This window comes from Novosphingobium malaysiense (assembly GCF_000802225.1).
Taxonomy (GTDB): Bacteria; Pseudomonadota; Alphaproteobacteria; order Sphingomonadales; family Sphingomonadaceae; genus Novosphingobium; species Novosphingobium malaysiense.
In genome coordinates, this window is record NZ_JTDI01000006.1 from 42,094 (window position 1) to 56,058 (window position 13,965).

13 protein-coding genes are annotated in these 13,965 nt (G+C 63.1%); 10 read left to right on the top strand and 3 right to left on the bottom strand.

Annotated features, from left to right (window positions below; all coding sequences use genetic code 11):
- Window positions 1-62: 62 nt before the first annotated feature.
- A complete protein-coding gene (locus LK12_RS17960; protein ID WP_039287765.1) occupies window positions 63-1,217 on the bottom strand; it encodes an acyl-CoA dehydrogenase family protein in 1,155 nt (384 codons plus the stop codon).
- Window positions 1,218-1,528: 311 nt separating this feature from the next.
- Here LK12_RS17960 and LK12_RS17965 point away from each other — a divergent pair, with 311 nt between their 5' ends.
- Complete coding sequence (locus LK12_RS17965; RefSeq protein ID WP_039287157.1) at window positions 1,529-2,239, top strand: SDR family NAD(P)-dependent oxidoreductase; 711 nt, start codon at window positions 1,529-1,531, stop codon at window positions 2,237-2,239.
- 198 nt (window positions 2,240-2,437) lie between these two features.
- Window positions 2,438-4,162 (top strand): FAD-binding protein, encoded by a 1,725-nt coding sequence (locus tag LK12_RS17970; RefSeq protein WP_052223583.1) that lies wholly within the window; start codon window positions 2,438-2,440, stop codon window positions 4,160-4,162.
- Window positions 4,163-4,301: 139 nt separating this feature from the next.
- Here LK12_RS17970 and LK12_RS17975 read toward each other — a convergent pair whose 3' ends face one another.
- Window positions 4,302-5,192, bottom strand: a complete 891-nt coding sequence (locus LK12_RS17975; RefSeq protein WP_039287159.1) for a VOC family protein — start codon at window positions 5,190-5,192, stop codon at window positions 4,302-4,304.
- 57 nt (window positions 5,193-5,249) lie between these two features.
- The gene (locus LK12_RS17980; RefSeq protein WP_039287162.1) at window positions 5,250-5,477 is read right to left on the bottom strand and encodes a ferredoxin; all 228 of its coding nucleotides are present in this window, start codon (window positions 5,475-5,477) and stop codon (window positions 5,250-5,252) included.
- A gap of 233 nt (window positions 5,478-5,710) precedes the next feature.
- Here LK12_RS17980 and LK12_RS17985 point away from each other — a divergent pair, with 233 nt between their 5' ends.
- From LK12_RS17985 to LK12_RS18020, 8 genes are all read left to right on the top strand, one after another.
- Window positions 5,711-6,667 (top strand): NAD-dependent epimerase/dehydratase family protein, encoded by a 957-nt coding sequence (locus LK12_RS17985; protein WP_039287165.1) that lies wholly within the window; start codon window positions 5,711-5,713, stop codon window positions 6,665-6,667.
- Window positions 6,668-6,727: 60 nt separating this feature from the next.
- A complete protein-coding gene (locus tag LK12_RS17990; protein WP_039287168.1) occupies window positions 6,728-7,714 on the top strand; it encodes an aldo/keto reductase in 987 nt (328 codons plus the stop codon).
- 44 nt (window positions 7,715-7,758) lie between these two features.
- Window positions 7,759-9,000 (top strand): cytochrome P450, encoded by a 1,242-nt coding sequence (locus LK12_RS17995; RefSeq protein ID WP_052223584.1) that lies wholly within the window; start codon window positions 7,759-7,761, stop codon window positions 8,998-9,000.
- Between the two features lie 53 nt (window positions 9,001-9,053).
- On the top strand, window positions 9,054-9,434 hold the full coding sequence (locus tag LK12_RS18000) for a nuclear transport factor 2 family protein (protein ID WP_039287171.1): 381 nt from the start codon (window positions 9,054-9,056) through the stop codon (window positions 9,432-9,434).
- 109 nt (window positions 9,435-9,543) lie between these two features.
- Window positions 9,544-11,037, top strand: a complete 1,494-nt coding sequence (locus LK12_RS18005; protein WP_039287174.1) for an FAD-linked oxidase C-terminal domain-containing protein — start codon at window positions 9,544-9,546, stop codon at window positions 11,035-11,037.
- On the top strand, window positions 11,037-12,200 hold the full coding sequence (glcE, locus tag LK12_RS18010) for a glycolate oxidase subunit GlcE (protein ID WP_039287177.1): 1,164 nt from the start codon (window positions 11,037-11,039) through the stop codon (window positions 12,198-12,200). The genes LK12_RS18005 and glcE overlap by 1 nt, the downstream gene beginning before the upstream one ends.
- A complete protein-coding gene (gene glcF, locus LK12_RS18015; RefSeq protein WP_039287179.1) occupies window positions 12,201-13,529 on the top strand; it encodes a glycolate oxidase subunit GlcF in 1,329 nt (442 codons plus the stop codon). It begins immediately after the preceding gene.
- Window positions 13,526-13,951 (top strand): GlcG/HbpS family heme-binding protein, encoded by a 426-nt coding sequence (locus LK12_RS18020; RefSeq protein WP_039287182.1) that lies wholly within the window; start codon window positions 13,526-13,528, stop codon window positions 13,949-13,951. The genes glcF and LK12_RS18020 overlap by 4 nt, the downstream gene beginning before the upstream one ends.
- Window positions 13,952-13,965: the final 14 nt, after the last annotated feature.

Genomic DNA, 13,965 nt, shown 5'->3' on the forward strand with positions numbered 1-13,965 from the left:
CGCCATCGCAAGCGGGGCCGCCATCGATCGAACGATGGCGGCCCCGCTGCTTCAACAGGTGGTCAGCAAAGGATGTCTTCGACGGGCTGGCCCAATGCAAAGGAGCCGAGCGTCCGGCCATATCCCTGGTAGTTGGCGGTCGCGTGCTGGCGGCCGGTGAGCATGTTGCGGAAGATCCGCTCCACGCCGTTCTTCTTGTAGACCAAGCCGCTGCCGGTCATGCGGACGAGATCGTCGGCGAGGTCCACGCACCGGTTCGCGACTTCCGCGCTCTGGTACTTGAACTTGAGCCGCTCGCCCATCGGCGGGTCCTCGTCGCGCTCGGCATAGGCCCATAGCTTGTCGAAGTTGCAGTGTATCGTGTCGCGCATGTCGGCAATGCCGGCCACGGCCCGGCCGATCGCGATCTGCAGGTCGGGATCGCCGGCCAGCGGCTTGCCCATGACGATCTTGTCCTTGGCATAGCCGAGCGTGAACTCGAGGATCGACTGCAGCGCGCCGAGCTGCCCATTGGTGATGGCGCGCAGGAACACCTGCATGAACGGCATCTTGAAGAGCGGGCCATCGTTGAACGCGCGCCCTGGATTGGTCCGCTGAAAACCGTCGAGCATCTTGTGGGTGCGATGTTCGGGAACGAAAGCCTTGTCCACCACCACGTCGTGGCTTCCAGTCGCGGCAAGACCCAGGGTGTCCCACGTGTCGAGGATCTTGGCGTCCTCGCGCGGCAGGAGGAACGAGCGGTAGTCCGCCGGATTATCGTCGACAAATCCGCCCAGCAGGGTCCAGGGACAATGTTCCGAGCCACTGGAATAGGCCCAGCGGCCGGAGAATTCATAGCCGCCTTCGACAGACCTCACCTTGGCGGTGGGCATGTAGGGTGAGGAAATCAGGACCGAGGTATCCTCGCCCCAGACGTCCTGGGCTGCCTGGTCATCGAATAGGCACAGGTGGTAGGGGTGGACGCCCACGACGCCGTACACCCACGCGACCGAGTGGTCGCCGCGCGCCAGTTCATACTGGACGTCGGCAAACACCTTGGGGTTCATTTCGTAGCCGCCCCAGCGCTTGCCCTGCAGGACGCGGAAGAATCCGGCCTCCTGCATTTCGGCGATGGTTTCGTCGCAGATGCGCCGGGCCTTTTCGTCCGCTGCCGCGCGCTCCCGAAGCCGCGGGACCATTGCGCGGGCGCGCTCCACCAGTTCCTCGGGTGCCGGCACTCTGGTCGCGTCCTGCGCTGCTGAATTCTCAGCCGAAGTTGTCAACATCGCCTTTCATCTCCGTAGTCAGATGGTGCCTCGTGACTGGGCTGCCATCATCTTGGGCGAGGGCGGTTGGCCGATCGGTTGGGGATGCGGCTTCTGCCCCTCATTTGCGGAATCCGTCCTATATGGCGATGCCGCGGTCGCCATCGTCTGGCAGGACGACGAGGCCGGAGCAGGCGCAGCCTATCTCTCCAAGCCGGCCGAAAACCGGGCACTGCGGCGGAAACGCATTCCTCCGTCAGCGAAGGAATTGGGAGAGGTGGCAAATGGCGAAACGAGCATTGATAACCGGCGGGGCCCATCCGATGGGCATCGGCTTCGCGACTGCCCGCGCGCTGGTTCGCGATGGTTTCGAAGTCACTGTTACCGGTCTGACCGAGGCGGAAATCGCGCTGACACCTGAGGTTCCAGGGATCGACACCGTGGTACTCGATGTATCCGATGGAGAAGCGGTCAAGGAACTGGTGTCCGGTTTCCGGACGTTGGATGCTCTCGTCAACTGTGCCGGCACCGCGACGCCGCGCGAATTCGACCCGGAGGTCTTTGCCAGGACGCTGGACGTCAATGTTACGGGATCGATGCGCACTGCCGTGGCGGCGCGCCCGCTGCTCGCAGCGTCGAAGGGTGCCGTCGTCAACATCGCGTCGATCTACGCCTATTTCGGCAGCGCGGTCGTGCCGGGCTATTCGGCCTCGAAAGGCGGAGTCGTGCAATTGACGAAGGCCCTGGCAGCGGCTTGGGGGCAGGATGGAATTCGCGTGAACGCGATTGCCCCGGGATTCATCAAGACGGATATGGCCCGCGAGACATGGGAGAACGCGGACTACGCGGCGGCAATCGTCGCACGGACTCCGCTGGCACGGTTCGGCGATCCCGCTGAATGCGCAGATGTCATAGCTTTCCTGTGCGGCCCCGGCGCGCGCTTCGTCAACGGCGTGACGCTCCCTGTCGATGGGGGCTATCTGGTCACCGGTTGACCGCCGTCAGACTGCCGCGCCGGGCCATGACCACATGGCGCCCGCTCATCGTCCGCAAGAACGATGTAGCTGTGCCTGGCCGCACTTAATCGATGATCAAAATGCCGCCCGGTTTCCGGAGCGGGTGGCGCAGCGTGACTGCTGCAATGGGATCGTTTGGCCCTTTCCATAACTCCGGATGCAGACGAGAGGCGAGGAATGAACAGCGAAGGTGCCGCAAGACCGGGGAGCCCCGAATGGTTTTCGCAAGTGCCGGAGGCCTTGCATGTCAGCGAAGCGGATGCGGTTCAATGGGATGAGTCGGCTGACTTCGTGATCGTCGGTTACGGCGGCGCAGGCGTATCGGCCGCGGTCGAGGCTGCGGAGCGTGGTCTCGACGTTCTCGCCATCGATCGCTTCGATGGTGGCGGTTCTACCGCGATGAACGGCGGCGTCTATTATGCCGGCGGTACATCGGTGCAGGAGGAAGCGGGGATCGAGGATTCGGTCGAGGAGATGTACAAATATCTCAAGACCGAGGTGGGCGATGCGGTGCAGGACGAAACCCTGCGCGAATTCTGCGAGACAAGCCCGGAAAGCATCGAGTGGCTCAAGAAGCACGGGGTGGGCTTCAACAGTCGCGCCTACATGAAGAAGATCAATTACCCCGATCCGACCTATTACCTCTACCACTCGGACAATTCGCTGAATGAAGCGCGCCAGAAGATTGCGCGCTCGGCACCGCGGGGGCATCGCGTGCAGGCTCCGCCCAAGGACATGCCCACGGGTTATGGTGTCTATCTTACCGGCCCGCTGAGCAAGAGTGCCGAGGATCTCGGTGTGCGCTTCCGGCCGCAATGCGAAGCCCGCCAGTTGATCGTGGACGATACCGGGTCCGTCATCGGACTCGTCGTGCTGGAAATCCCGACAGGTACACCGGCATGGGAAGAGCGGCGCAAGTTGCAGGCGCGAGCAAACCGCCTCATGACCCTGCTGCCGCCCACGTTCCCCGGTGCGTTCCTGACATATGGCATGGCGAACAAGGTTCTGGCCAAGGTCGCGAAGATCGAGGAAAAGCACAGGGTCAGCAAACGGATACGCGCCCGCCATGGCGTGTGCCTGAGTGCCGGCGGTTTCATCTTCAATCGGCCGATGGTTCACCATTTCGCGCCGCAGTACGATCTCGGTCTGCCCCTCGGGCAACCGGGTGACGACGGCAGCGGCATCCGGCTTGGCCAGACGGCGGGCGGCGCTGTCGGGCGCATGGGCAAGATCAGCGCATGGCGCGGGATCAATCCCCCCGACACCTTCCCGCACTATCCGATGGTGAATGCCGAAGGGAAACGGTATATCGACGAGACGCTGTATATGGCCAATATCGGCGACGAGATGTGCGAGCGGCAGGACGGTGTCGGTTTCCTGATTCTCGACAAGGCGGGCAAGAAGGCGACCTGGCGCGAGCTGTTCTTCGGCAAGCTGATGGGCTTCCAGCGAAACCCTGCGATCCTCACGATGATGATGCGCTCAAAGAAGGCCAGCACCATAGAAGGGCTGGCGAAGAAGCTGGGAATAGACCCAGGCACCTTGCGCAGGACCGTGGAACACTACAATCGGGCTGCCCGCGGCGAGATTGCCGATCCGCTGGGCAAGAGCGCCAAGGACATGTCCCCCATCGCGGAGGGCCCCTATTACAGCGTCGATGTGTCGATCACGAACAACCTGTTGCCCATGACCACGATGACCGTCGGCGGTCTCAAGGTGGAGGAGCGCAGCGGCCGGGTCATTCGCGAGGATGGTTCTCCCATCGACGGACTGTACGCTGCCGGCCGGACCGCGGTGGGCATTTGCTCCAACATCTACGTCAGCGGATTGTCGATGTCCGATTGCGTGTTCTCAGGAAGGCGCGCCGCCAGACACGTCGCAGCCAAGGCCGACGGCGCATAGCGTAGCGGTAGCGAGACCGCACTATTCCATCGCGCGAGTGAAGAGCGGCATGTCCCGGGAGTTTTGGGACATGCCGCTCAGGTGGGCCGGGAGAGAGGACCCAACTCGCAATTCGGCGGCAGCCTTTGGAGCGGCCGCTTCAGGCCAGCGGCACGAGGTGTTGATGGCCCCAATGGCTGCCCTTGGTCGTTTCGAAGACGGTGTGCCGGTCCCAGTCGATAATCCGGCCGCCCGTACCGATCTCGATGTCGAAGCCGGTCGGGGTCTTCATGTAGAACGAGAACATGCCGTCGTTGACGTGCCGGCCCAACGTTGTCGTGAACGTGGCCTGTTCGGCCGCGGCGCGATCATGGCAGTAGCCTACGTCATCCACGGTGGCGACTTCCAGCATCATGTGGTTGCAGCCGTCGGCGCTCGGCAACTCGGCCAGAGCATAACTGTGCTGGCGGCCGTTGCCGCAATGATAGAAGTAGACGCGGGGCGGCCTGGGAGCATCGGGGATCGGGATGTGCAGGATGTCCGAGAGGCCGAAACCCATGACCTCGGTCATGAACCGGTGCGTCTCATCGAAGTGCTCGGTGCTCGTGTGCACGACGTGGCCCAGCCCCAGGTCTCCTGTCACGAAGCCGGAAACGCGGGTCGGTGAGGTGAATGCGACATGGTCTGAAATTGGCCCCCAGGCGATCTCCTGACGTGAGCCGGAGGGGTCGATGAAACTGGAAAATCCCGTCACGTGGCGGATCGCGCATTCCTCGGGCGTGCCCTCCGTCACGGTCACGTTCGCGCCGCGAAGTTCGGCAATGGCGGCCTGGTAGGCATCGGGGCCGGAAAGCAACCATCCCGGCGCAATATAGCGGTCCCGCTCGTCCGGCCTGATAAGGATGCGTCCCTGGCGGTCGTCGATCTTCAGGTCGAGGCCGCCGTCGTCCCGGTCGATCGCCATCGCCCCGATCACCTTCGAACCGAAGGCCCGCCACTCTTCCATGCCCGGCGCGCCGAGAAGCATGTATCCCAGTTCTCTGATAATCATGTCGTGCTTTCCCGTGGATTGGCCCGTGGATCGGCCGAGAGGCCGTGTTGGCCCGGACTAACCGAGTTTCTGGACGGGGTTCCCATCGTCGTCGACCAGCGTGAGCACGCGCTCCGGGCAGCTGCGCACGCCCCTTAACGCCAGCCTTTCCTTGCCTTCGGGCACGACTACGCCATCGGCCACGGAATAACCCTGATCGTCCAGAGGGAAGAGGTCGGGGTCCACGGCTGCACATCGAGCGTGACCCGAGCAACCGTCGCGATCGAGTTTGATTGTAAATGGCATGTCGTTCTCCGTTAGCCGCCCATTCTTCTGGCTTCCGGTTGGGCAGTTCTGAAGACCGCGCTACACGGTGATCGTAGGCCCGATCATCCTCCCCCGAGACTAGGTGCGCGTTGGGACGTTGCACCTGCCGCTCGCCTCGTCGTGCCGGACGATGAGGCGCCATGCGCGCGGCGCTAAGCCCCCTCGTGAAATGCGGCAGGCTCGACACCAATGCCGCAAAGCGGGAGAATTACATGAAGGCGCTTGTCATTGGCGCGACGGGCTATGTCGGCAAGGCGGTTGCGCGGGATTTCAGATCGCGCGGTCACGAGGTCTGGGGGTTCGCGCGCAGCGATTCAAATCGCGAGAAACTGGGCGCCGAAGGTATTGCGACGGTCGACGGTTCGCTCGACGATCTGCCGGCCTTGCAGAAGCAGGTTCAGGATTTCGACACGATCGTGTTCGTCCCTATGATTCCCTTCGAGGACGAAGCGCGAATCCTGACGGGGCTCATCGATGCCTGTCGCGGCAGCGACCGCCATCTGATGTTCGCGTCCGGCACGGGCGTTCTTGCAACGGCGGCGCCTGAAGGGATCTGGGACGAGAACACTTTTGCCGAGGATGATCCTTTCCCCTTCCCGCCGCTCGGCTCGCGCCCGATCCGGATCAAGACCGAAAATCTGGTGCGCGATGCGGCCAAGGACGGCGTTCGCACCACCGTTGTCCGCCCCCCTTGGATATGGGGTGACGCAGGCGGCATCTTCGTGTGGCAGCTCGTCGAGTCCGCGCGTCGGACCGGGTCCGTATGCTATGTCGGGCACGGGCTGAACCTCTATTCGAATTGCCATGTGGAGGATGTGGCCCAGGCTTTTGGGCTGGCTGTCGAACATGGAACGCCCGGCGCTCTCTATCATACGGTCGCCGGCGAGGTGAACATTCGCACTGTTGCAGAAGCCGTTGCGCAAATGATCGGCTGCGAGACCCGCAGTGTCGACTACGAGACGGCCTGCCAAATCTGGACCAAGGAATTCGCCGATCTCATCCTGGTCGTGAACAGCAGGTCGCGGGCCGTTCGCGCCAGGGCCGAGCTCGGCTGGAAGCCGCGGCATCTCGACGTCATCGAAGACATTCGCTCGGGCAGTTATCGCGATGCCTACAACGAGGCGATGGCGGGGGAGGGCTTTTCCTATTCCTGGGAGAAGCACGGCTGAGAGTGCGTTGGCCGGCGGCTCGCCGGCGCGATGGGACCGAAGACAAAAAGGGATGGCAGGATGAAAAAGCGCACGTTGGGCCAGCAGGGCCTCGAAGTCTCCGCGGTGGGTCTTGGCTGCATGGGAATGAGTGCGAGCTATCCTCCCTATCCAGATGAAGCGCAGTCGATCACGGTCGTTCACCGGGCTGCGGAGCTGGGTGTGACGCTGTTCGATACGGCTGAAGTCTATGGGCCCTTCACCAACGAGGCGCTGGTCGGGAAGGCGTTGAAGGGGGTGCGCGACAAGGTCTGCGTAGCGACCAAGTTCGGGATCAATCTTCGCCAGGCCGAAGGCAAAGCCGGGTTGGACAGTCGACCGGAGACCATCAGGCTGGTTGCAGAGGAATCCCTCAAGCGGCTGGGCGTGGATGTGATCGATTTGTTCTACCAGCATCGTGTCGATCCGGATGTGCCGCCGGAAGAGGTGGCGGGGGCCGTGGGAGACCTGGTGCGTGAAGGAAAGGTTCGATTCTTCGGGCTGTGCGAGGCCGCTCCGGAGACGATCCGCCGTGCGCACAAGACTCATCCGCTCAGCGCGGTCCAGACCGAGTACTCACTATGGACCCGTGATCCGGAGCGCGACGTGCTGCCCTTGTGTGAGGAGCTGGGCATCGGCTTCGTCCCTTACAGCCCCCTGGGGCGCGGCTTCCTGACAGGAAAGATCAAGCAGCCCCCGCAAGGTGAGGATGACATCCGGTCGACCTATCCCCGTTTTACCGCAGAAGCGATCGGCACAAACCTGGGACTGGTCCAGGAACTCAAGAGGCTCGGGCAGGCCAAAGGCCGAACGCCGGCCCAGCTCGCACTGGCCTGGATCCTTCACAAGGGTGACCACATCGTTCCCATCCCGGGCACGACCAAACTGAACCGGCTTGAGGAGAATGTCGCGGCGGCAGACATCACGCTTTCGGATGCGGAAATCGGGGCTCTCGAAAAAGCCATGCCCGAGCACGCCGTGGCAGGTGCACGCTACGACGAGATGAACTTCTCGCTTGTGAACCTCTAGGCGACGGACGTCCGCACCCCTGTCGGTGTGAAAGGAAGGCAACGATGACCGACGGCGAAAACCCTGAGGCCAACCAGGCGCCGGACACCGTGCCGGACCACGTCCCGCCGGAACTGGTGAAGCCCTGGGAATATATCGAGGCTCCCGGCGCCCGCGATGACGTGCATGGCGCCAATACTGTTCTCTTCGATGGTCCGGACATTTTCTATTCTCCGAACATCCTCGTGGCGTCGCAATTCGGCGGCTGGCAGGTCACGCGGGCAAGTTTGATCCGGGAGATCCTGCGCGATGCGGAAAACTTCACCAGCCACAACCTGACGGGATTTCCCCAGGCCATCGGAGAACGCTGGGACCTGATCCCGCTGGAAATCGATGGCGAGGCCCATGCAAGGTACCGGGGCTTGCTCAACCCCCTGTTCAATCCGGCAAAGGCGGACGGCCTCGTCGAAAAGGTTCGCGAACTGGCGATTTCACTCGCCGAGCAGGCCAAGGGCGGTCGGGGAACCGATTTCCAGTCCACTCTCGGTGACCCGTTCCCGGTCGGGGTGTTCCTTCATTTGATGGGCTGGCCTGTCGAGGACATGCCGACTTTTCTCGGCTGGGTGCACAAGGTGCTGCACGGTGCCACGCTGGAAGATGTGCGGGACGGGGCGCGGTCCATCAAGGGCTACCTGCTCGAGGTGGCGGCGGAGCCGGACCGGGAAGGGCTTTTCAACGCCATCCGCAATGCACGCATCGACGGCCGTATGCTGGAGGATGATGAATGGCTGGGAATTGTCTTCACGCTGTTCCTCGCAGGGCTGGACACGGTGGCCAACACACTCGGTTTCTCGTTTCGCTATCTTGCGGCCAACCCGGCTCAGCAGAACCTGCTCCGCGGCAGTCCCGAACTCATCCCCAATGCCATGCACGAGCTTATCCGAGCCTTTCCACCGGCGACGACGACGCGGGCCGTCACGCGCGATCTTAAGTTTCATGGCGTTCAATTCAGGAAGGGCGATATCGTGCGTCTTCTCGTCCAGATTGCGGGGCGTGACAGCGATGTGGTCGAGGATCCCCTCGCACTGGACTTCCACCGCCGACCGTCCAGCCAGCTTTCGTTTGGCATCGGCCAGCATATCTGCCTGGGCCAGCATCTGGCGCGACTGGAAGTGCGCATAGCCCTTGAAGAGTGGCTGCCTCGACTGCCCGAATTCCGGCTCGATCCGGACATTCCGCCAGTGTTCGAGCCGCACGGGGTGTGGGGGGTGAAGACCCTGCCGCTGCTTTGGGAGCGCGCCGCCTGAGCGGATATCCTTCCCCTTTTCTTTGAACGGAAATTTCGAAACCGGAGAGTGACATGCAGACCAATCTAGATCTTGCGAAACAATTGCTGAAAGCCATCGGCACGTTCAACGTCGCCGAACTCGATCGCCTTCTTGCCGACGATGTTCACTACTGGGTGGCGGGCATGCCGCGCGATCAATTCATTCCGCGCGATGCGCTGCTGCAGGCGCTGGAGCAGATGGGCAAGCAAGTGTTCGCCAGCCCTTTGGAATTCACCATTCACGACACCACGAGCGAAGGGGGCAGAGTGGCGATCGAAGCGACTTCATCGGCCAAGCTCTGCAACGGCAATGACTATCACAACGTGTACCACTTCCTGTTCGAATTTGCCGACGGCAAACTGATCGTCGGCCGCGAATACGCGGATACCAAGCTGCTCGAACAAATAGGTTGATCGCGGCCCGGTGCCTTCCCCATTCTGCTAGTCTCGCAGGACGTTGCCGGGTAGGCCCCGGTCGGAGGAAGGCCGAGGCAGGGCCGAGCAATGTGGAAATGCGTAGCGTATGTCTTTGAAGATGCCCGAACCGGACGAGGGCGTGATCGCCCGTCGCGCGGAAATCGCGGCGGCCTTGCGGGCTATCGTCGGCGAGGACAACGTCATCGACAGTCCGACGGGATTGCGTCCCTACGAGAGCGACGGCCTGACGGCCTATCGTCAGGTCCCGTTGCTCGTTGTCCTGCCTGAAACTACCGCGCAGGTCTCCCGAATCCTGGCCTGGTGCAGCGAACAGGGCATCAAGGTCGTTCCGCGCGGCTCCGGCACCTCGCTTTCGGGTGGCGCGCTGCCGCTTGAGGATGCGGTGCTGCTGGGCCTGGGCAAATTCAACCGGGTTCTGGAAGTGGATTACGAGGACCGGCTGGCCGTCGTCCAGCCGGGGGTTACGAACCTCGCGATTACCAAGGCGGTCGAAGACGCCGGCTTCTATTATGCGCCGGACCCCTCCAGCCAGATAGCCTGCTCGATCGGGGGCAACGTCGCGGAGAACTCCGGCGGCGTGCATTGCCTCAAGTACGGTCTCACCACCAATAACGTACTTGGCGCGGAACTGGTGCTGATGGATGGTGAAGTCGTGCGGGTCGGCGGCCGGACGCTCGATGCGTCCGGTCTCGACCTGCTCGGTGTGGTGGTCGGTTCGGAAGGGCTGGTGGGCGTCGTGACCGAAGTCACCGTGCGCCTGTTGCCCAAGCCCGAGGCCGCCCGCGCCATGCTGATCGGGTTTCCCAGCGTCGAGGAGGCGGGGCACTGTGTGGCGGACGTCATTGCCTCAGGCATCATTCCGGCTGGCATGGAAATGATGGATCGGCCCGCCATACACGCGGCGGAGGCCTTCGTGAAAGTGGGCTATCCTCTCGATGTGGAAGCCTTGCTGATCGTCGAACTGGATGGCGTCGCGGCCGAGTGCACACACCTGCTCGAGGAAGTGGAGGCGATCGCCGGTAGGCACGGCGCCGTCGGCATTCGCGTTTCCACGACCGAAGAAGAGCGCAATGCATTCTGGGCCGGGCGCAAGGCGGCTTTCCCGGCAGTAGGACGGCTGGCGCCGGACTACTATTGTATGGACGGCACAATCCCGCGGCGCCAGCTGCCGCGGGTGCTCAAGCGCATGGGCGAACTTTCCGAGCACTACGGGCTGGGCGTCGCCAACGTCTTCCATGCTGGCGACGGCAATCTTCATCCGCTGATCCTCTACGATGCCAACAAGCCTGGAGAACTGGATCGGGCCGAAGAGTTCGGTAACGACATCCTGCGTCTTTGTGTCGAGGTGGGCGGCGTCCTGACCGGCGAGCACGGTGTGGGCGTGGAAAAGCGGGACTTGATGCCGGAGATGTTCGGAGAAGACGATCTCAAGCAGCAGCAGCGGGTGAAGTGCGCGTTCGATCCCGATCTGTTGCTCAATCCGGGCAAGGTCTTTCCGACGCTGCATCGCTGCGCGGAACTGGGGCGCATGCATGTCCATCACGGCAAGGTGCCGTTTCCCGATATCCCGCGCTTCTGATGGACAAGGCCATGATACTTCGCCCTGCCGACGAGCAGGAACTGTGTGAGACCGTTCGCGCCGCCGCGAGCGCGGGCACCAGGCTTTCGCTGGAGGGCGGCGGAAGCAAGGTGTCCATGGGGCGTCCCGTAGACGACTGCCGGACACTCTCGCTAGGTGCGTTCAGCGGCATCGCCGACTATGATCCGCCCGAGCTCGTGCTGACGGCCGGAGCTGCGACGCCGCTGAGCCAGATCGAATCTGCGCTTGCAGAGAATAACCAGATGCTCGCTTTCGAACCCTTCGACCTCGCCCCTATCCTGGGTGGCGAGCCCGGTGTGACGACCATCGGCGGCGTCGTCGCCTCGGGTCTGGCGGGCTCGCAGAGGCTGGTCCACGGGGGCGTACGTGACCATCTGCTGGGGTTCAGGGCCGTATCGGGGCGCGGCGACGCCTTCGTCGCAGGCGGCAAGGTCGTCAAGAACGTGACGGGGTACGATCTTTCCAAGCTGATGTGTGGAAGCTGGGGGCGGCTGGCAGCACTGATGGAAGTCACGCTCAAGGTCCTGCCACGTCCTGCTTCGCAAGCCACACTGATTGCGCGCGATCTTGATCCGCGCGCGGCCTGGGCCAGTTTTGCCCGGCTGCTGGGTTCGCAGGCGGAGATCGCCGCTGCCGCTCATTTTCCTCCCGGTACGCTGGAAGATCATGCGATTTCCGCCGTCCGGCTTCAGGGCTTTGCACCTTCGGTCGATGCGCGTGCTGCGATGGTCGAACGGATCGGCAGCGCGGAGGGGTACCGGCGTGCGGACGCGAGTGTCGCAACCGGCATTTGGGCATCGCTGCGCGATCTTTCCGTCCTGCCTCGCAATCCGGCCATGTGGCGGGTCTCGCTGCCCGCGCGGCAAGCCCCCGACTTTCTCGAGGCGTTTGCTCCCGGCGATGTTCGCTGGGTCATGGATTGGGCAGGCGGCCTGATCTGGCTTTCCACCGACCGTCCGGCCGAAATGGTCCGCACGGCGGCACAGCGGTGCAACGGGCACGCCATGCTTCTACGCGCTTCTGCAGATATTCGACGTGCCGTGCCGACCCTCCATACCCAGCCAGATGCGCTTGCGCGCCTGGAGGAACGTGTCCGCCGGGCTTTCGATCCGGCATCGGTATTCGAGACGGGGCGATTTTGAATGCAGACGCGATTTTCCCCGCAGCAACTGGCCGATCCCGCTACGGCGGACTCCGAACAGATCATCCGCAAATGTGTACATTGCGGATTTTGCACCGCGACCTGTCCGACGTACGTGCTTCTGGGGGACGAACTCGATTCCCCACGCGGGCGCATCTACCTGATCAAGGACATGCTCGAGAACGAGCGCCAACCGGACAAGGAACTCGTCACCCACGTCGACCGGTGTCTCTCTTGCCTGTCGTGCATGACCACGTGCCCCTCGGGCGTGAACTACATGCACCTGATCGACCACGCGCGGGCCTATATCCACGAGACTTACGACCGGCCCTGGCATGAGCGAGCCTACCGGTCCGTGCTGGCCTGGGTGCTGCCCGAGCCGGGACGCTTCCGGCTGGCGCTGGACTTCGCACATCTGGCCAGGCCGTTCCGCTCCCTGTTCGCCCGCTTTGCGCTTACTCGCCCGCTGTCGGCCATGCTTGAGCTCGCACCTTCGAGCCTGCCGTCTCCTTCGCCCGTGCAGAATGCACAGTCGAAGGGGACCAGCCGCGGGCGGATCATCATGCTCCAGGGTTGTGCCGAGCCCGTGCTCAAGCCGCAATACCGCGGTGCGGCGGTGTCCCTGCTGACACGCCTCGGCTTCGACGTGGTTTTCGCCCGGGAAGAAACCTGTTGCGGGGCGCTCGTCCACCACATGGGCCGGGAAGAAGCTGCGCGCGACGCGGCAAGGGCGAACGTGGATGCCTGGATGGCGGAAATCGAACGGGGCGACGTTGCCGCGATCATTACCACCGCTTCGGGCTGCGGTACGGTCATGAAGGATTATAACCATCTGCTGCGTGAGGACCCGGACTATGCGGAACGGGCTGCGACGTGCAGTGCGCTCGTCAAGGACGTGAGCGAAGTCCTTGCGGACATCGACTTTTCCGCAGCGTTGCGGCCGGCACGGGAGACGAAAGCGCTCGTCGTGGCCTATCACCCCGCCTGTTCGCTTCAGCACGGGCAACAGATCGGCGATGTGCCGAAGCGGTTGCTTGAGCGTGCCGGATTTACGGTGCGCGTGCCGGCCGAAGCGCACCTGTGCTGCGGTTCTGCGGGAACCTACAACATTCTCCAACCCGAAATCTCGGGCCGGCTTGCCGAGCGCAAGGCGGATGCCATTTCCGCGCTTCAGGCTGATGTCGTTGCCACCGGCAATGTCGGCTGCGCGGTGCAGATCGGAAACCGGATGGATGCCCCCGTGTTCCATACCGTCGAACTTCTCGATTGGGCCACGGGAGGTGATCTGCCTCCGGCGCTCGCCAGGACAATGAAGGACAAGGTTCCATGACCACCATCACGCTCGAACAGGCCAATACCATTTCCGCCGCAGCCTTTGCCAAGGGACGCGATCTGGGCCTCAAGCCGCTGGCCGTTGCCGTGGTCGATGCCGGGGGCCATCTCATTTCCTATCAAAGGCAGGACGGCGCTTCGATCGGTCGGTTGCAGATTGCATCGGGCAAGGCATGCGGCGCGCTGTTTCTGGGCGTCTCTTCGCGCACCGTGGCGGAAATGGCAGCTGACCGGCCAACCTTTATCGCGACGGCGGCAACCGTTGCACCGCAAGGCCTCATTCCCGCTCCCGGAGGCGTGATCGTGGTCGATAAGGATGGCAGCGTGATCGGTGCCGTCGGTATTTCCGGCGATACCTCGGACAACGACGAGGCCTGCACCCTGGCCGGGATCTCGGCTGCCGGGCTGAGCGAGCAATAGTCGGTTCGGCTGGT